A 19,310-nucleotide genomic window follows, 5' to 3' on the forward strand; every position below is an offset into this window, starting at 1 on the left:
TTGCGGTGAGCGAGATGCGCGATGTCGCGGGCACAAGGTCCGCGACGAGTTCCGGGCCGACGCGGAGCGAGCCGGTGTTGGCCGCGAGCGTCACCGTGGAGCGGCGGCGGACATTCGGCGCGGGCGGCTCGACCGGGATCGCGTAGGTGCGCTCGATGGCGACATTGCCGGGGCCGGTGAGCGAGAAGCTGACGCTGCCCTCGCCGACGGACGCCGCGCGCAGCGGGATCACCCCCGAAACGCGCTTTTCGAGATCGAGCTGGAGCGTGCGTTCGGCCGCGCCTTCCACCTCGACGCCGCCCTCGCCTTTCAGCGCGAGTTGGTATGCCCCCGCGGGCGCTTCGACGTTCTCGATGGAGAGATGCAGGTTCGAGCGGTCGCCCAGCAGCAGATATTTCGGCGCGGTGGCCTGCGCGACGACCGTATCGCGCACGATGACATCCTTCTCGCCCGTGCCGAGCTTCGTCGGCGACCAGGCCTGCGCGGAAAGCCGCATCGTGCCGTTGAACGCCGGAAGCTCGAACGTGACCTTAGCCTTGCCGTCCGCGCCGACCTTGACCGGGCCGGAATAAACCGCGAGCGGCGTTTCGGCCAGCGGGCGCCCATTCATGTCGAGGCCGCCCTCGTCGCCGCCGGAGCGGACCTGACCGCGCACGCCCTGCATGCCGTCGATGAGCTTGCCGTAGAGGTCGCGCATTTCGAGGCCGAGGCGGCGCTGGCCGTAGAAGTAACCGGCGGGCTGCGGTGTCTTGTAGCGCGTGATGTTGAGGATGCCGAGGTCGACACCCGAGACGACGAGCGTCGCGTTTTCGCCCGCGTCGAGGCCCGCGACCGAGGCCGTGACCGTCACAGGACCGGCGGGCCGGACCGCTGGCGGCGTGTCGAGCGCGACGGAAAGCGTGCGCGGCTTCGTGTCGAGCGCGATCCACTTCACGCCGACCGCGCGGCTCGGCATGCGCTTCGCGGCGCTATCGGTCGGGCGGTAGAGGATCGCGGTCGCATACGCGCCCGGTCCCCATGCCGGATCGACCTTGAATGTCGTCGAGCCGCCCGACGCCGCCACGTCGATGAGGTCGGTGGCCAGCACCTTGTCGCTGACGATGGCGACGAGCGCCTTGCCCGCCATGCGCGGCAGGATCGACACCTTGATGTCGTCGCCCGGGCCATAGGACGCCTTGTCGAGCGCGAGGTTCAGGATTTCCGGCGTTTCGGAAGTTTCGGAGACGTACCATCCCGCCGAGAAGGTGGCGCTTGTGGCAGGCCCCTTCGCATCGGTGGACGCGATGTCGAGGCGGTAGTTGCCGGGCTTCACGGGCGCGGAGATTTTCGCCGTCCCACTTGCAGGCGTGTCGAGCGTGCCGCCCGCGACGCGGCTTTCATAGGTGACGAGTTCGTAAGACCAGCGATTGTCGCGGTTATACCACTGGAACTGGTTCTCGACGCGTAAGAGATCCCACTTCAGGCCCTTGATTTCGGCCTGCTTGCCGTCCGCGCTGATGCCAACCACCTCGAACGCGGCGTCATCGCCTTCCGGCACGGAGCCCTGGAACAGCGGCTTCACGCCGACGAAGCTCTTGCCCGTGTCGACCTTGAGGCCGATGCGGTCGGTCAGCGCGCGGCCTGAAGGCTCGCGCAGGCGCACGGTAATGTCGGCGGAAAGCGGCTTCGTGGTCTGCGGCAGTTCCGGCAGCGCGATGGACAGCTTCGCCGCGCCTTGCGCATCGGTCGTCGGCAGACCGTCGAGCGCGGTGCGAACAGTGGTGAACTTCTCGCTCTCAAGCCCGACGCGGAAGCCGGGGAAGCCCGCAACCTCGCTCGACGCTGAAACCGCGATCTCGCCTTCGAGGCTGAGATTGGAGGCGGGCGCGCCATAGAGATAGCGGCCGTCGAGCGCGATCACGCCCGGCTTCGCCGCCGAGATAAGCGGCTGTTCGGCCTTCAGCTTCATCTCCAGCCGCTCCGGCACGTAATCTTCCACGAGGAATGTCTTCTCGTAGAGCGACGGCGCTTTCGGATCGACATAAGCGGCGATGCGCCACGAACCCGTCATCGCCGTCTCGGGCAGCGCGATCTGCCAGCTTCGGCCGCCGTTACCCTGATCGGCGAGCGTCTCGCGGCGATCTTCCACGCCATCCGGGCGGAAAAGCTTCACGATGAGCGGCGTGGAGGGCGCGGCATTGGCCGCCTGATCGCGCAACAGCGCCGTGACGTACACCGTTTCGCCCGAGCGATAGACGCCGCGCTCAGTGAACACGAACGCATCGAGCGGGCCGGGGGGCGTGCGCCCGCCGACGCCACGGTCGGACAGGTCGAACGCCTGCTTCGTGATGTCGAGAAAGCCGTAATCGTGCAGATTATCGCGCGCGATGACGAGGGCGGGCGCAAGGCCGCCTGTCCCGCGCGCAAGCCCCGCGTCGAAGATCGCCTCACCGCGCTCGTCGGTCTTCTGGGTGCCGAGCACCTCGTTGTTGCGGGCAATGAGGCGAATTTCGACGCCCTGCGCGGGCGCCGCCGAGCCGAGCGAGCGGACATAGACATGCACGCCATCCGCGCCGCTAAACGCGGTCAGGCCGAGGTCGGACACCACGAACCATTGCGTGGTCTTCGTCGAATAATCTTCCGAGGCGTCGGCGCTGTCGGCTTCAACCTTCGCAGACTCTTCGGCGGACGATGCCGCGATGACATAAAGGCCGGGCTTCAGGTTCGGCAGCAGCGTGTCGACCGGAAACGCGGTCGTCACTTCTTCATTCGGCTTCATCTCGACCGGCATCTCGCCCGACCAGAGCTTCTCGCCCTTGGCGTTCGCGATCTGGTTCAGTTGATAGCCTTCGAGCGAGGACTGGAAATTGCCGTCGAGCACTTCGTCCGCGAGGCGGCGGTCGCCGATGCGATAGATCGAAGCCTTCACCAGCTTCGTGTTGATGCTGACGACGGGAATGCCCTGCTGGCCCGTGCGCGGCAGCACGTAATTGCGGCCCGAAAGGCGCACGGAGGGCGAGCGGTCGCGGATGTAGACGGTGAGATCGACCGGCTTCGGCAGGAGATCGTCCTCCGTGGACGGAATGCCGCTGCGGATTTTCACCTCGTAGCGCTTGCCGTGCTGAAGCTCTTCGACGCAAAGCTGGCGGCCATCGACGCGGACCGAGCCGGGCTTCGCATTATTGACGGTGACGTAATTCGTGTAATCGACGCGGCCTTTCGCGAGCGTGTCGGAAAATTGCACGCAGATGCGCGGCGCGTTCGACTCATTGTCGGCCGTGTAGTCGAGCATGCGGAAGCCGTGCTCGTTGAAGGCTTCGTCATAGGCCGTCTGGACATCCGGGTTCGCATCGAGGCCGAGGCTCAGCTTGTAAATGCGGAGCGCGGGCCGCCACTGTTCGCGCGCGCCGAGGCTTTCCGCCAGCACCGCGAGCGAGGCGGCTTTAGCGGCGGGCATGGTCGCGCGGGCATATGCTATATAGGCCGACGACCCGGCATTGCGGGCGAACGCGATCTTCTCGCCGTATTTTTCCGTCTCAATGGCGAGGTAGGCGCGAGCGAGTTGCAGCCACGTGTCGGCGTTCTTGCGGTCGAGCAGCGCGGACGAGGCGAAATAGCCCGTGGCCGCGCGCGGATCGTTGGCGGCGATCGCCTTAGCGCCTTCGGCTTTCCAGCTCCTGGCATCCTTGCCCTTGGTGGGCCATGTCGCGGTGAGGGTGTTTTCAAAGGTCTCGGACTCGCGGACAACGGAGTCCTCTATCGGGGATCGGGGCTCGGCGCTTGCGGCCACGACTGTGCTGAAAGTGATGAAACAAGCGAGCAAAACACGCATCAAATACATCGCGCGACCTCAAGGACAACGGATACAACCTTAGATCTGACTGATGCCGCGAAATTTGGGCTTGGGCAAGGCCGAAACCGCGAGAAAAATGGGCGCGACATTCGGCTCACCTGACGTTTTTGTGATGGCCGTTTTTCGCTCTGGCCGGAGGAAATCCTATCGCTTGGGATTAGACGTTTGGGGCAGAATTGAAATTCAATGCAGGCTGTTTAGTGTCGCGTCTTTATCTAGGAGATCTTCCAAAAACTGGCGTCTTCTAGCGATGAAGGTTATCGCCTTTAAACGTTCCCGATTGATCGCCATTCCTAGGATGGCGCCAACAATATTTAGGTCATCAATCCAAAAACCTCTGAATTTATCAACGTACGAGCCGTCGAATTCCACCTCCAAAAATTGCTCAACTTTAATTACCCAGCTTTCTATATCGTCATCAATTTTTTCGAAACTTCCGCTTTCTAATTTCTCGATCATGCGCGATGCCTCGACTATGTAGGAAGAAATTCGTTCTCTTAACCTCTTCCGATTTACGTCAGGATGCACAGCAGCATCTAAGTGATACCCGTGTATAGCAAGTCCAAAAGATATTATGATCAAGCTTACGGAGACGGTAATTAGGACTGGATCTGGCGTAATTGGAACTCCGATCGCAGCAGCTAAAGTGAGCAAGGCTCCTATCGCAGCCCAATAGCGATTGGGAATTCCGAACATGGTCTTTACCCCCCTGACTTTTCTGTCAGGGGATATATCGCTTAGCTCTGGATTCAGAAATAACGATGAAAAGTTATCAAGTGGAAAGATCGTTCCTCTCCTTGTGGCGCTTACCACCGCTAAGCCCCCACGAAATTGCCAAAAAGCGCCCTCAAAGCTAAGCCGCCCTTCCGAAACCGACCGGCCCGCCGATGACCTCCCGCCTTTCCCTCCTCTTCGCGACAGCGATCCTCGCAGCGCCCACGCCCGCAGCCGTGCAGGCGTTCGCCCAGGTCGCGGATTCCATCGGCTACATCGCCACCGCGCCCATTTCCGGCCTTCCGAAAGGCCTCTACAAAGACTGGAGCGATGATGAGAGGGGCACCGCCTTCAAGCGCATCGGCGGCTTTTGCCAGTTTCTTTGCGTCGATTCCTTCGGCAACACGACATTCCCCAATGTTGCAGCCGCCGACCGCGCCCGCGCCGAGGCGAAGCTGTGCCTTCAGGCGTGCGTCGTGGGGCATCTGCCGAAGGATTATCCGAACCGCGACGCGATGAAGCAAGATCTCCGCGTGGCCTACGATGCGGCGCGCAAGCAGGGTTCGGCGGTCGCGTGGCCGCTGCCGAAAGAATGACGCGCCAACAGCGCGGATAATGCCGCCGTGCGGAGAAGCGCGCCTTGCTTCCGGAGGAATCGTCGCCCATAGCTTTGGAAACGCACACTCCCGGTTGTAGATGAGCCTTTATCGCGGTTTTCTCACTGTTGGCGGTTTGACGGCCATAAGCCGCGTGTTCGGCTTCGTGCGCGACGTGCTGCTCGCCGCCGTGATGGGCACCGGCTGGGTGGCCGACGCGTTCTTCGTGGCGTTCCGCTTTCCGAACCTCTTCCGTGCGCTGTTCGCGGAAGGCGCGTTCAACTCCGCTTTCGTGCCGCTGTTCACGAAGCGGTTGCGCGGCGAGGGCGACGTGCGCGCCCGCGAGTTCGCGGAGGAAGCGCTCTCCATTCTGCTCGTCGGTGTGACCGCGACCGTTATCCTCGCCGAAATCTTCATGCCGTATCTCGTCCGCGCCATCGCGCCGGGCTTCAGCGAGGACAAGCAGAAGTTCGAGCTGGCGGTTCTACTGACGCGCATCACCTTCCCCTATCTCGTGTGCATGTCGCTCGTGGCGCTCGCTGCGGGCGTTCTCAACGCGCATCAGAAGTTCCGCGCGCCCGCCGCGACGCCGATCCTGCTCAATCTCGTGCTGATCGCGGTGACGCTGTTTGCGGCGGCGAGCGGCTTCCGCGACCAGCCCGAGGCGGGCATCATTCAGGCGTGGGGCGTCGCGATCGCCGGTTTCGCCCAGCTTCTGTTCGTGGCTTGGGCCGCGCGCGGGCTCGGCATGGACCTGCGGTTCCGCCTGCCCCGCCTCACGCCCGATATGCGCCGCCTTGTGAAGCTCGCGGTGCCGGGCCTCATCACCGGCGGCATCAATCAGGTTAACATCTTCATCGGCACGATGATCGCATCGCTTCAGGCGAGCGCCGTGTCGTATCTTTATTATGCGGATCGCGTGATGCAACTTCCGCTCGGCATGGTCGGCATCGCCATCGGCGTCGTGCTGCTGCCGACGCTCACGCGTCACCTCGCTGACGCCGACGAACCCGCCGCGCTCGCGAGCCAGAACCGCAGCCTCGAATTCGCGCTGCTGCTCACGCTGCCCGCCTCGGTTGCGCTGATCGTGATCCCCGACCCGATCATCCAGGTGCTGTTCCAGCGCGGCAGCTTCACGCCCGAAGCCACGCGACAGGTGTCGCTTGCGCTCGCGGCCTATGCGGCGGGGCTGACCGCCTTCGTGATGACGAAAGTGTTCCTGCCCGGCTTTTTCGCGCGCGAGGACACCGCCACGCCGATGAGGTTCGTCGCTGCGTCCGTCGCGGTCAACGTTGGCGGCTCGCTCCTGATGTTTCCCTACATCGGCCATGTCGGCATCGCCATCGCGACAAGCCTTTCCGGCTGGACCAACGCGCTCCTTCTCATGATTACGCTGATGCGGCGCGGCCATTTCCGCTTCGACGACGCGCTGAAGCGCCGCGCGCCCCGCATCGTCGCCGCGAGTTTGGCCATGGGGGCTGCGCTTTACTGGCTCGAACCGGTGCTTGACCCTTATTTTGCGGCCGACCGCTCCACGATGAAGCAGGCGGGCGCGATGCTGCTGCTCGTCACCTCAGGCGCCGCCGTCTATGCGGCCGTTATCCTTGCGTCCGGCGCCGTGCGGCTGTCCGCGCTCCGTCGGGCGATGCGCGCCTGACTATACCGGCCGTCCGAGCGCGCCACATCGATCGAAACCGCCCGACAAAAGATGTTCTCCGGCCCCTTTTGTTCCGGCGGCGCGAGCCAACCTATAAGAAAACAACCTCGGGCTATGCGGAAACTCCATGGACCATTTCGCGTCAGACGCGCCCGACGGCGGGCAATCGGCTCTTTTCGAGCGCGCGGCCGCCGAATATCTGAATAAAGCCGCAAGCGTCGATCCCGCGCTGCTGCGAGACTGGCGGCAGCCGGATGGCCTTTATCGTCGCGTCCGCCGCGCCATCGGCCTTCTGCCCGGAATTCGCGCGCGAACGGCGAATGTCGATGGCCATGAGCTTCGCTACTGGGACGCCGGTCCTGCGAACAAACCCGCAGCCGTCCTTCTTCATGGCTTTTCGGCTTCTAAGGAAAATTGGCTCAACGTCGTGCTTTTCCTCGCGCGTTCGCATCGGCTTCTGGTGCCCGACATTCCGGGCTTCGGCGAAAGCAGCTTCGTGCCGGATGCGTCCTATGGCCTCGCCGCGCAGGCGGACCGGCTGAAGGCGTGGTTCGCGCAGACTGGCGCAGAAAAAGCGCATTGGGTCGGCAGTTCGATGGGCGGCGCTCTCGCGGGGCTCGTCGCGGCGAAAAGCCCCGACCTCGTGCGCAGTCTCATCCTGATGGACAGCGCGGGCGTCGCGGGCGAAGGGCTGAGCCCCTTTGAAGCGGGCCTGCTCGATGGCAGAAACGACCTCATCGCCGAGAAGCCCGAGGACATGGAGGCGATTTTTACGCTTCTTTCCGGCAAGAACGGCGGCGGCTTCCAGAATGCCATCCTCGCGGCGCTGGTGGCGCGCGATCAGATCGCCCGCGCGCCCGTCTATCGTCATCTCTTCCGCGAAATGATCCTCTCGCCCGAACTCCCCGCCACGCATTGGGCGCCGAATATCGCCGCGCCCACGCTCGTCGTTTGGGGCGGGGCCGACAAGATCCTCGACCCGGCGGAAGCCAGCGTCCTGGCAAGCCTCATTCGCGGCAGCGAAATCCTCATGATGAAGGATGTCGGCCACCTGCCGATGCTCGAAGCGCCCGCGCGGACGGCGGCGTTGCTCAAACTGTTCTGGTCGCGCTTCGAAAGCTCGGACGAGGCAAAATAGGCGGATTGGCGCGCCCGGCTTATAGCGCTTCGCCGCGCAACAGCTTCGGCACGTCGCCCGTGCGGCCAGCCGCTTCGTTCATGAACAGCGTCTTCAGCCGCCCGATACCGTCCACCGTGCGGAGCCCTGCGTTGCGCAGCATCCGAAGGCCGGTCCAGTCGTTCGAGAAGAACGCGTTGAGCGCCGCGCCTGAGAACGCCGACGTCACGACATCGAACCGCCGCCAGCGCTCGTAACGGCGCAGGATCGTCACATCGCCGATGTCGAGGCCGAGGCGCGCCGCGTCCACCAGCGTTTCCGCCAGCGCCGCGACATCCTTGAGCCCGTGGTTCAGCCCCTGCCCCGCGATCCAGTTCAGCCCATGCGCCGCGTCGCCGACGAGCACGAAGCGCGGCCGCACGAACTCGCGCGCCAGCACCATCGACAGCGGGAACGCCTGCGGGCTCGACAGAAGCGTCAGCGCGCCGAGTTCCGGGCCGAAACGTTGCGACAGCTCGGCCAGCACGGCTTCGCGATCCTCAGCAAGGATGCGCCGGGCGATGGCCGCATCCTCGGTCCACACGACCGACGCGCGATTGCCGCCATCGGGGGCCGTGGTCATCGGCAGGATGGCGAACGGTCCGGCGGGCAGGAAATGCTGCCACGCGGTGCCGTTATGCGGTCGCTCGATGCCAACGGTCGCCACGATGCCGACCTTATCCGATGGCCAGCTTTGCGTCCGAATGCCGATCGTCTCGCGTGCCGCCGAATTGCGCCCGTCCGCCGCAACAAGAAGCTGCGCCGAGAGTGCCGCACCAGAGCGCAGCACGATGGACACATCCTCGTCGCGCGTCTCGAAATGGTCGATGGCATCGGGCGCGAAGAAAGAGACGTTGGGCAGGCCATCGAGCGAGGCGAGAAGCGCCGGAAGCAGCGCCGCGTTCTCGATGACGTAGGCGGTCGGCTCGCCCGTGGGCGTATCTTCGGCGTCGAGGCCGATCAGGCCGGGACGCACGGGCGATTCGAGCGCGGAATCGGTCAGCACGATGCGGCGCACCGGCTCGGCCTTGTCCGCGATCGTCTGCCATATGCCGGTCGCTTCGAGCATCGCCCTGGCGCTGGCCGTGAGCGCGACGGTGCGCGGGTCTGCCGTTGCGGCGGCGAGCGTGCGTTGCTCGATGACGGCGATGGCGAACGCTCCCGGCGCCGACGCTTCCAGCGCACGCGCCAGCGCGAGCCCGACAAAACTCCCACCGCTGATGACGATGTCGAACCGACTCTTCTGAATATCGTTCACGGCCACCTCGCGTCAGGCTTCCGACTAACTTGACAGATTTCGAAGGAGAACCGTTATCTCGGATGGAGAAGCTTAGGAAGGGCACCCATGCCGGCCGTCGATCAACTTCTGTCGATACTCGATCTTGAACAATTGGAACACAATCTGTTCCGTGGACGAAGCCCGCAAAATGGCTGGCAGCGCGTTTTCGGCGGTCAGGTGGTCGGGCAGGCGCTCACCGCCGCCTATCGCACGGTCGAGGATCAGGACCGCGTGGCACATTCGCTGCACGCCTATTTCCTGCTCGGCGGCGACCCAAAGGTGCCGATCATCTACCACGTCGACCGTATCCGCGACGGCGGCAGCTTCACCACGCGGCGCGTGACCGCTATCCAGCACGGGCGGCCGATCTTCACCATGGCGGTCTCGTTCCACGCGCTTGAGGCCGGCTTCGACCATCAGATCGAGATGCCGAAAGTTGCCCAGCCGGAAGAATTGCCGTCCGAAGAAGAATTGAAGGCTCGCCTGCTGCCGATCCTGCCGGAAGTCATGCGCCTTTACTGGGAGCGCGACCGGCCCATCGAACTGCGGCCCGTGGATCTCTCGCGCTTCTTCTGCAAGGAGAAGCTCGAACCGAAGCAATATATCTGGTTCCGCGCGAACGGCGCGTTGCCCGACAATTTCCGCCTCCATCAATGCGTGCTGGCCTATGCGTCGGACTTTTCCCTGCTCGATACGGCGCTCGTCGCGCATGGCCGCTCGCTCTTCGAGCCGGACCTGATGCTCGCGAGCCTCGACCACGCTGTGTGGTTCCATCGGCCGTTCAAGGCGGACGAATGGCTGCTCTACGCGATGGACAGCCCGAGCGCACAGGCCGCGCGCGGCTTCTGCCGGGGCAGCATCTTCTCGCGCGACGGCACCCTCGTGGCGTCGGTGGCGCAGGAAGGGATGATCCGCGAGAAGGCCGCGAAGTAGCGTTGCGATGGCGACAACGGCGGCGCGATGCTCCCAAATGCATCGCTCCGCGCGAGGCATCGCTTACATCTCGCCGCCCTCGCCCGCCGTTACGCCGCCGATGAGGTTTTCGCCGAGGAGACGTTCGGCGGTTAGAGCGTTGTCGGGCACGGGTCTGAGGCGTGACTTCAGCGCGGCGAGCCACTCGGCGCGGGCCTTGAGAGCTGCAACCGCCTCTTCGCGGCCGACCTCGGCGAAGCGCACCGCCATGCCCGCCACAAGCCGCCCCGCCGCCGCGATGTCCGCACCGATCACGGTCGCGATGCGCGGATAGCCGCCCGTCGTCTGCCGGTCCGCGAGAAGGAGGATCGGCTGCCCGTCCGGTGGCACCTGAAGCGCGCCCGCCGTGGTCCCTTGCGACAGCACCTCCCCCGGCTTCGCGCGGTCGAGCGGTTTGCCGTCGAGGCGCAAGCCCATGCGGTCGGACGCGGGCGTGACCGTGTACGCGCCGCCGAGCAGAGCTTCAAACGCACTCGCCGCGAAATAATCCGCGTTGGGCCCGCGCATGATGCGGAGGCTTTTCGGCGCGTCGAAACTCGCATCGAGAAGAAGCGGCGGCGTGCCGGGCGCGGCCTCGCGCATGAGCGAAATCGTGTCGCCCGCCCGCAGCGCGCGGCCTTCGATACCCCCGAGCCGGGCGCGCATGTAGGTCGAGCGGCTGCCGAGCACCGCCGGGATGTCGAAGCCGCCCGCCGACGCGATATAATAGACCGCGCCATTTTTCGGCGGTGGAAACCGCAGCACCTCGCCGCGATGCGCTGTGAAGCTCCGCAGCGGCGCGACGGAAACGGCCGCCCCCGCCCTTTCGATGCGAAGCGGTGCCGCGCAACCCGCCACCGCGAGCGTCATGCCCTCGGCGTCGACGCGCAGGCGAAGCCCCGCGCCCATCACCTCGATAGCGGCGCAGTCCGACGTGTTGCCCGCGAGGATATTCGCCACCGCAAGCGCCTCTGGATCGAGCGCGCCCGACACAGGAACGCCGAAACGCTGCCAGCCGACGCGCCCGCGATCCTGGATGGTTGCGGCGAAACCGGGATCGACGATTGTCAGCGCGGGCCTCACGCTGGAGCCTCGGGTGTAGGCAACCAGCCCTCGGCGACGCGGAGACGCAGCGCTTCCGCTTCCTCTGCGTCGACCGCCCTGAAACGAACGCTGTCGCCGGGCCGAAGCAACGGCTCGGCTCGCCGCGCCATGTCCCACATGGGCACCGGCGTCCACCCGATCAGGTGCCAGCCGCCGGGGCTTTCCAGCGGATAAACCGCTGTCATGTCCGCCGCTATCGCAATCGACCCGGCGGGCACTCGCGCGCGCGGCGTGACCCGGCGCGGCAGGCGAAGCCTCTCGGGCAGTTCGGCGAGATAGGCGAAGCCCGGAAGGAAGCCGAGCATCGAAACGACATAGGTTTCGCTCGCATGAAGAGCGGCGGCCTCGCCCTCCGAAAGCGCGGCCTCGCGTGCGACGTCGCCAAGGTCGGGGCCGGAAACGCCGCCATAAACGCAAGGGATCGTCCACAGGCGCGCTGCGGCGCCCGCTCCGAGCGGTATCGCGCACGCCGATTCGATGGCAGCGACGAGGCGTTCCTTCGTCAGGACAAGAGGATCGTAGCAAATGGTAAGAGAAGAAAGCGCCGGTATGCTTTCCCGATAGCCTTCGAGATGGCTGCCATGCAGCCTCTCCGAGATTTGAAGGATGGCAAGACTGACCGTTTTGCTGTAGCCAACACCAAATTCCACGAGCACGGCACTTTCGCCGCAGTCATATACCCTTGGTTGGAGCGATAAAGGGGCGACAACCTCGTCTTCCGTCGGCATATAGGCATCACCCCGTAAGTTGAAGCGGGGCGCATCAAAACGCGAGGCGCGAATACCGCGACCGCGTACGCAATCCGCGACGACATAAAACCTCGTGTCTTCAAAAAAATTCCTTGATGAAATTAGTTTCCTACCGGACCTAATACAAGCGTTTCTCCTCAATCAAAATGCCGTCAACCCTCAAGGTTGCGGTCAAAACGCGAAGCAAGCCGGAAATATAGCTCCCGGCAGCCAATGCCACGCTTGGGATTTTTCTCAAACGGCACGCAACTTTCAGGAGAGCAGACACGGCCGAATCTGTGGCCCGATGATTTCCGCTGCGTTACCGCTGCGACATTGCGTACACACGAAGCAGAGTTTCCGAAGCAAAAAAAACGGACCTTCTTTCGGGAAGAAGCGCTCAATCTGCGTACAAAATTTGGGCCAAATTCCTTGAATGAAATCTTGAGTAGTGGCTATCATATGATATATAGCATGTATTCCGTTCAAATCCGAAAGGCAGACGATTGTGAAGCAAGCAAATAAGGTCAAGGATCTCAGCGCAAAACGTAAAGCCGAGTCGCGCTGGCTTGACAAAGCGGAAATCCAGAGCAATTCCTACAAAGGATTGGAAAGTGCAGCTCAAGGCCGAACCAGGAGCCCGCAAATGCTTGATGAAAAATTCGAGAATAACGAGCTGGTAGATTTTACGACACAAATCGTTTCCGCCTATGTTAGCAATAACGCGGTTGTCGCAGGTGACTTGCCCAGCCTCATCGGCGAGGTCCATTCTGCCCTTACTCGCGCTTCGTCGAATGTCGTTATCGTGCCGAAGGAAGAGCTGAAGCCTGCCGTCGCTGTGAAGAAATCATTGACGCCGGACTACATCATCTGTCTCGAAGATGGCAAGAAGTTTAAGTCGCTGAAGCGACACTTGCGCACGCATTATAATATGTCGCCCGAAGAATATCGGGAAAAGTGGGGTCTGGAACCGAATTATCCGATGGTCGCCCCAAAATACGCCGAAGCTCGCTCCAATCTTGCCAAGAAAATGGGCCTCGGTCAGCGTAAGGGCCGCTAGACCACCCCTTCACCGGACACTTCCTCCCTCAACGAGCTATTCCCGCCGCTGCTCCGCCCCTCGAACGCCTCTTCTTCGATTTGGGGGGCGCGGCCCGGTTCGAATGACTTGCGCTGCAACATGCAAATCACCGATAGTTCGCGAAACATGGTGATCGGCGCTGGTGGCGGACCTGCGCGCGGACATCGGAGGGTTGGATGGCTTCGGAAATCTCTTTCCGGGCGCAGGTTATTATGCGCGAGCAACAAGAGCTTTACGGCTATTGGCGGGCCTGCGCGCAGTCGCGTCCGCTGCCGTCGCGCTTCGACATAGACCCGATCGCGATTCCTCATCTTCTGTCGGGCCTGAGCCTTCTCGACTGCGGCGAAGATCTCGAGTCGCTGCGCTACAGGCTGGCCGGCACGCGAGTCGGCGAGATTTATGGCGCGGAAATCACCGGGCGCGCGGTTTTCGACATCGGCTTCCAGCACAAGCGCGACTATTGGCGCACGGTTTACCGCAGCGTCATTGAAGACCAACTGCCGATGCAAGGAACGGTGCGCGGTCCCGCAGCGGGGCGCGAACATCTGCTCCTGATCTGGCTGCGTCTCCCGTTGAGCGGCCTTTCGGGCAAGGTGGAGCGCATCCTCGGCTACGACGCCGCAATTCCCGCGACCTTCGCACATGGCGCGCCGCAGGCGCATATCGTCGGAGAGCGAGTCGAAAAGCGGCGCGCGCGGCTGTAGTTGCCCGGAAGCTTTGGCAATAAATTACGGCGGGCACTCGTGATGACTTACGCGGCCGCGATTAACGCATAAATAAAGCGCGACACCCGGCCGACAAGGATCATGACCACGCTCTCGCCCGAAGAAATCGAGCGCTACAAGCGCCATCTGCTCGTCAAGAATATCGGCGGACAGGGCCAGCAACGGTTGAAGGCGGCGCGCGTGCTGATCGTCGGCGCGGGCGGGCTCGGCTCGCCGTTGCTGATGTATCTCGCGGCGGCGGGCGTCGGTGCGCTCGGCATCATCGACGACGACCGCGTTTCGCTCGGCAATCTTCAGCGGCAAGTCGCCTATCGCACCGACGACATTGGCGCGCTGAAGACGGAGCGCGCGGCGGCGCTCGTGCACGCGCTCAACCCGCATGTGGAAGTCGAGGCGATGCCGTTTCGCCTCACCGCCGAAAACGCGCTCTCTGTCGTCTCGCGCTACGACATCGTGGCCGACGGCTCGGACAATTTTGCGACGCGCTATCTCGTGAACGACGCGTGCTATTTCGCGAGGAAGCCCCTCGTCTTCGCCGCGCTCGGCCAGATGGAGGGCTACGTCTCCACTTTCCGTGCCTTCGAGATGGACGAATCAGGAACACCACGCCCGAGCTATCGCGACCTCTTCCCCGAACCGCCCGCACCGGGCGAAATCCCGAGTTGCGAGGAAGCGGGCGTGCTCGGTCCTGTGACGGGCGTGATCGGGACGTTGCAGGCGGTGGAGGTGGTGAAGGCGATCCTCGGCCTCGAAGGCACGCTTGTCGGCAGGCTCCTCATCTATGACGCGCTCGTCGGCCGGTTTCAGACCATCGCGCTGAAATGGGACGCGAATAATCCGCTGACGGGCCTTGCCCCTTCCATCCGCGACCTGACGGTTCACGCCGCCGATTCCGAACAGCGCGCGTGATCGCCTTTGTTTTGCCTCACTTTCGGTCGGGATTCGCGCGATGACGCTTTCGGCGCGGCCGCCGTCTTCCGGCAAGGTCCGATGTCTATAGACAGTGAAAATGTCAGAGGCGGCCTGAAAAGCGCCGTTTCGACCCCGATTTTTCCGATGATGCTCGACTGGAGGTTAGCGATGAGACGCTCCGTATCCCGAATGATGATTGCGAGCCTTCTCGTCGCCGCGAGCGCGAGCGGCGCGTCAGCCGCACCTTGCTCTACGTCGAGCGCCGGGTTCGACCGCTGGCTGTCGCAGTTCAAGGCCGAAGCGCGCAGCCACGGACTTTCCTCGCGCGCGCTCTCCGCGCTCGACGGCGTCACCTTCGACCAGAGCGTCATCAACAAGGATCGCGGCCAGAGCGTCTTTTCGCAAAGCTTCCTCGAATTTTCCGATCGTATGGCCGCGAAGTATCGCATCGAAAAGGCACGCCAGCTTATCGGCGGCAAGTACAAGCGGGAGTTCGACCGCGCGGAGCGCGATTTCGGCGTGCCGGGTGCCATCATCAGCGCGTTCTGGGCGCTCGAAACCGATTTCGGCGCAAACAACGGCAACATGGAAACCGTGCGCTCGCTCGCGACGCTTGCCTATGACTGCCGCCGCCCTGAGAAGTTCCGCGAGGAACTGCTCGATGTGCTGAAGATCATCGATCGCGGCGACCTCAGCGCCAGCGAAATGCGCGGACCGTGGGCGGGCGAACTTGGCCAGACGCAGTTCGTCCCCTCGGTCTACCTCAAATACGGCATCGATTACGACGGCGACGGCCACGCCGACCTCATCCGCAGCGCGCCCGACGTGATCGGCTCATCGGCGAATTACCTGAAGGCGCTTGGCTGGCGACGTGGCGAGCCTTGGCTGAAGGAAGTGCGTGTGCCGGAAAGCATGGACTGGAGCCAAGCCGACCTCACCATCCAGCATCCGCTGAGCGAGTGGCAACGCATGGGAGTGCAACTTGCGGGCGGCCAACGCCTCTCCGGCGACCTCCCCGCATCGCTGCTTCTCCCGATGGGACGCAACGGCCCGGCCTTCCTCGCCTTCGACAATTTCAAGGTGTTCCTCGAATGGAACCAGTCGCTCATCTACGCGACGACGGTGGCCTATCTCGCGACCCGCATCGATGGCACGCCGCCGGTGTCACGCGGGCGCGGCGTGAGCGCTTTCGGCTATGAACAGACGAAGGAGCTTCAGAGCCTCTTGCGCGCGAAGGGCTACGATGTCGGCGAAGTGGACGGCAAGCTCGGCCTTCTCACCCGCGCGAGCGTCAAGAAGGTTCAGCAAAAGCTCGGCCTGCCCGCCGACTCCTATCCAAGCCCGGAACTGGTCTCGCGGCTGCGCGGGCGTTAGACACAAAGCGACTTACGCGCGGCGGTTCACTCGCGCCTGCGCGGGCGATCGGTTGCGCCTGACATGATTGCGACTTGTCACTGGTGGGAAGGCTCCAGGCTTTTGCGCCAGCACGGCTCCATGAAGCCAGCGCCCCGTTGCCAGCAGGCTTGCTCTCATAAAAAAGGCCGGGGAAGCCCGGCCTTTTTTATATGGTATGTGCGACCGCTACTCCGCAGCCGTAGCGGCGATAGCGCCATGGCAATGCTTGTACTTCTTGCCCGAACCGCAGGGGCACAGCGCGTTGCGCGCAACCTTGCCCCACGTCGCCGGATTGTTCGGATCGATTGCGGGCGTCTTTCCGCCGCCGCGCGGAGCCGAAGCCTTCGCTGCGGCGGGCGCGGACGGCTTCGCGCCAGCCTGCTTCGCAGACGCCCGACGATCCTGCCTCGACTGCGGCCCGGCTTCGGCCTCGGCCTCGGACAAATCGGCCCCCGTGATCGGATCGGCCCGGAACATCTGAAGCTCGGGAAGCTCGGTCTGCGTGTAATCTTCCGGCTGTGCGAGTTGCACATGCATGAGTTGGCCGGTCACTTCCCGGCGCAGGCGCGACAGCATGCTCTCGAAAATCTGGAAGGCTTCGCTCTTGTATTCATGGAGCGGATCGCGCTGGGCGTAGCCGCGAAGGCCGACCGCCTGACGCAGATGCTCAAGGCTGACGATATGCTCGCGCCAGAGATGATCGAGCGTCTGCAACAGGATCGCCTTCTCGATCTGGCGCATATTTTCAGAACCGACATCGGACGCCTTGCGCGCCGCAGCCGCATCGGCTTTCGCAAGAAGCCGCTCCTCGATTTCCTGCTCGGCGATGCCTTCCTCGGCGGCCCATTCCTCGACCGGCAAATCCATGTCGAAGACGGCCTTGAACTCCTCGCGCAGGCCCGTCACGTCCCACTGCTCGACAAACGCCTTCGCCGGGATGTGCGTCGTCACGAGATCCTGCACGACTTCGCGCCGCATGTCGGCGACGGTCTCTTCAACCGTCTCTTCCTGCATGAGATCGATGCGCTGCTCGAACACGACTTTGCGCTGGTCGTTCATCACGTCGTCGTATTTCAGCACGTTCTTGCGCATGTCGAAGTTGCGCGCTTCAACCTTCTGCTGCGCCTTTTCGAGCGCGCGGTTGATCCACGGATGCGCGATCGCCTCGTCGTCCTTGATGCCGAGCTTGCGCAGCATGAAGTCCATGCGGTCGGTGCCGAAGATGCGCATCAGGTCGTCTTCGAGCGAGAGGTAGAAGCGCGACGCGCCCGGATCGCCCTGACGGCCCGAACGGCCGCGAAGCTGATTGTCGATGCGGCGGCTTTCGTGGCGCTCCGTGCCGAGGACGTAGAGGCCGCCAGCGGCGAGCGCCTGCTCCTTCTTCGCCTCGATGTCGGCGGCAATCTTGTCGCGCTCTGCCCTGATCTCGTCCAACGTCGGCTCGACGCCCGTCGCGCGCTTCTCCGCAACCCACGCCGCAATCTGCATGTCCGCGTTGCCGCCGAGCTGAATATCCGTACCGCGGCCCGCCATATTGGTGGCGATGGTCACGGCGCCCGGCATACCCGCCTGCGCGATGATGAAGGCTTCCTGCTCGTGGTAGCGCGCGTTCAGCACCTGATGCGGCACGTTCAGCGGCTTCAGCATCTCCGACAGCGTTTCCGACTTCTCGATGGAGGTGGTGCCGACGAGGATGGGCTGACCGCGCCTGGCGCAGTCCTGGATCAACCGGATGATGGCGCGGTATTTCTCCGCGGCCGTGCGATAAACTTCGTCGTCCGAGTCGATACGGCACATCGGGCGGTTGGTCGGGATCTCCACGGTTTCGAGACCGTAGATGTCGAGGAATTCCTGCGCCTCGGTGATGGCGGTGCCGGTCATGCCCGCCAGCTTTTCATACAGACGGAAGTAATTCTGGAAGGTGATCGAGGCGAGCGTCTGGTTTTCCGGCTGAACGTCCACGCCTTCTTTCGCTTCCAACGCCTGATGCAGTCCTTCCGAATAGCGGCGGCCTTCCATCATGCGGCCCGTGAACTCGTCGACGATGACAACCTGCCCCTTGCGGACGATATAATCGCGGTCTTTCAGGAACAGCTTGTGGGCGCGCAGCGCCTGGTTGACGTGATGGACGATGGTCACGTTCTCGGCGTCGTAGAAGGTGGAATCCGGCTCGATGAAGCCCGCTTCCTGTAGGATCTCCTCGATGCGCTGGTTGCCCTCTTCGCTGAAGGTCACGGCGCGCTGCTTCTCGTCGAGATCGTAATGTTCCTTGCCGAGCTTCGGAATGAGCTTGTCGATGCTGATGTAAAGGTCTGACTTGTCCTCGATCGCGCCGGAAATGATGAGCGGCGTGCGCGCCTCGTCGATGAGGATCGAGTCCACTTCGTCGACGATGGCGAAGGCGTGTCCCTGAAGCTCGGGCGGACGGCCGCCGAATTGCACCATCTCGTCGACCGAGTACTTCATATTGTCGCGGAGATAATCAAAGCCGTATTCGTTGTTCGTGCCGTAGGTGATATCGCAAGCATAGGCGGCTTTGCGTTCGACGTCGTCGAGTTCGTGGGTGATGCAGCCCACTGTGAGGCCGAGGAAGCGGTAGATCTGCCCCATCCATTCGGAGTCGCGCTTGGCGAGGTAATCGTTCACCGTGACGCAATGCACGCCGCGCCCCGGCAGAGCGTTGAGATAGGCGGCGAGCGTGGCGACGAGCGTTTTACCTTCGCCCGTCTTCATCTCAGCAATCTTGCCCGAATGCAGCACCATGCCGCCGATGAGCTGCACGTCGAAGTGTCGCTGACCGAGCGTGCGCTTGGCAGCCTCGCGCACGGTGGCGAAGGCTTCGGGAAGCAGCTTGTCGAGATGCTCGCCGTTTGCGAGCCGTTCGCGGAATTCAACGGTTTTCGCACGCAGCTCATCGTCCGAGAGCGCCTGGAACTTTGGCTCCAGCGCGTTGATCGGCGCGACCCTCGATTGAAAACTCTTCAGGAGCCTGTCGTTGGAACTGCCGAAGATCTTGGTTGCGAGCGCGCCAAGAGAAACCATGTTGCCGAGCCTCACTGCCTCGCCAGGAAAATGCAGTCCGGAGATTAAGGGACCGCTGCCAGAGCGCCTTTTCTTTTTTGGCGATGGCTTTCTTACGGGCTGTTTGCGAAATTGACCGGGAGAAAGTGTCCCCTCTCC

Annotated in this window: 14 protein-coding genes; 8 read left to right on the forward strand and 6 right to left on the reverse strand. The window is 63.3% G+C overall.

The features are described 5' to 3' along the window. Positions 1–3,811, reverse strand: a 3,811-nt coding sequence (locus tag T281_RS07520) for an alpha-2-macroglobulin family protein (protein ID WP_162173135.1), incomplete at its 3' end; no start/stop codon positions are given. A gap of 204 nt (positions 3,812–4,015) precedes the next feature. Next, entirely contained in the window at positions 4,016–4,528 is a 513-nt protein-coding gene (locus tag T281_RS18710) for a hypothetical protein (RefSeq protein WP_155955150.1), read from the reverse strand. 191 nt (positions 4,529–4,719) lie between these two features. On the opposite strand from T281_RS18710, the gene T281_RS07530 reads away from it, so the two are divergent. The 3 genes from T281_RS07530 (at position 4,720) to T281_RS07540 (ending at position 7,937) form a co-directional block, all read left to right on the forward strand. Continuing rightward, positions 4,720–5,142 carry a hypothetical protein gene (locus T281_RS07530; protein WP_037236707.1) on the forward strand — a complete coding sequence of 141 codons (423 nt, stop codon included), beginning with the start codon at positions 4,720–4,722 and terminating at the stop codon, positions 5,140–5,142. 100 nt (positions 5,143–5,242) lie between these two features. Then, entirely contained in the window at positions 5,243–6,799 is a 1,557-nt protein-coding gene (murJ, locus tag T281_RS07535) for a murein biosynthesis integral membrane protein MurJ (RefSeq protein ID WP_037236711.1), read from the forward strand. A 127-nt stretch (positions 6,800–6,926) separates the two neighbouring features. Continuing rightward, the gene (locus T281_RS07540) at positions 6,927–7,937 is read left to right on the forward strand and encodes an alpha/beta fold hydrolase (RefSeq protein WP_037236714.1); all 1,011 of its coding nucleotides are present in this window, start codon (positions 6,927–6,929) and stop codon (positions 7,935–7,937) included. A gap of 19 nt (positions 7,938–7,956) precedes the next feature. Here T281_RS07540 and T281_RS07545 read toward each other — a convergent pair whose 3' ends face one another. Continuing rightward, positions 7,957–9,213, reverse strand: coding sequence for an FAD-dependent monooxygenase (locus T281_RS07545; RefSeq protein ID WP_162173136.1), 1,257 nt, complete (start codon positions 9,211–9,213; stop codon positions 7,957–7,959). Positions 9,214–9,300: 87 nt separating this feature from the next. Between T281_RS07545 and tesB the strand changes: the two genes are divergently transcribed. Continuing rightward, positions 9,301–10,167, forward strand: coding sequence for an acyl-CoA thioesterase II (tesB, locus tag T281_RS07550; protein WP_037236717.1), 867 nt, complete (start codon positions 9,301–9,303; stop codon positions 10,165–10,167). Positions 10,168–10,230: 63 nt separating this feature from the next. Here tesB and T281_RS07555 read toward each other — a convergent pair whose 3' ends face one another. Together T281_RS07555 and pxpB are read right to left on the reverse strand one after the other, a co-directional pair. Then, positions 10,231–11,268, reverse strand: a complete 1,038-nt coding sequence (locus T281_RS07555; protein ID WP_037236730.1) for a 5-oxoprolinase subunit C family protein — start codon at positions 11,266–11,268, stop codon at positions 10,231–10,233. Then, positions 11,265–12,017, reverse strand: a complete 753-nt coding sequence (gene pxpB, locus T281_RS07560; RefSeq protein WP_052037234.1) for a 5-oxoprolinase subunit PxpB — start codon at positions 12,015–12,017, stop codon at positions 11,265–11,267. Before pxpB ends, T281_RS07555 begins: the two co-directional genes overlap by 4 nt. A 646-nt stretch (positions 12,018–12,663) precedes the next feature. On the opposite strand from pxpB, the gene T281_RS07565 reads away from it, so the two are divergent. From T281_RS07565 to T281_RS07580, 4 genes are all read left to right on the forward strand, one after another. Further along, positions 12,664–13,077, forward strand: a complete 414-nt coding sequence (locus T281_RS07565; protein WP_013417829.1) for a Ros/MucR family transcriptional regulator — start codon at positions 12,664–12,666, stop codon at positions 13,075–13,077. Positions 13,078–13,274: 197 nt separating this feature from the next. Further along, a complete protein-coding gene (locus T281_RS07570) occupies positions 13,275–13,802 on the forward strand; it encodes a PAS domain-containing protein (RefSeq protein WP_081796667.1) in 528 nt (175 codons plus the stop codon). A 102-nt stretch (positions 13,803–13,904) separates the two neighbouring features. After that, positions 13,905–14,732 (forward strand): HesA/MoeB/ThiF family protein, encoded by an 828-nt coding sequence (locus tag T281_RS07575; RefSeq protein ID WP_037236733.1) that lies wholly within the window; start codon positions 13,905–13,907, stop codon positions 14,730–14,732. A gap of 171 nt (positions 14,733–14,903) precedes the next feature. Continuing rightward, positions 14,904–16,109 (forward strand): lytic murein transglycosylase, encoded by a 1,206-nt coding sequence (locus tag T281_RS07580; RefSeq protein ID WP_081796668.1) that lies wholly within the window; start codon positions 14,904–14,906, stop codon positions 16,107–16,109. Positions 16,110–16,316: 207 nt separating this feature from the next. Here T281_RS07580 and secA read toward each other — a convergent pair whose 3' ends face one another. Further along, positions 16,317–19,172 carry a preprotein translocase subunit SecA gene (gene secA / locus T281_RS07585; RefSeq protein ID WP_037236736.1) on the reverse strand — a complete coding sequence of 952 codons (2,856 nt, stop codon included), beginning with the start codon at positions 19,170–19,172 and terminating at the stop codon, positions 16,317–16,319. Between the last annotated feature and the right edge of the window lie 138 nt (positions 19,173–19,310).

Origin of the sequence: Rhodomicrobium udaipurense JA643 (genome assembly GCF_000636015.1) — a bacterium.
GTDB classification, from domain to species: Bacteria; Pseudomonadota; Alphaproteobacteria; order Rhizobiales; family Rhodomicrobiaceae; genus Rhodomicrobium; species Rhodomicrobium udaipurense.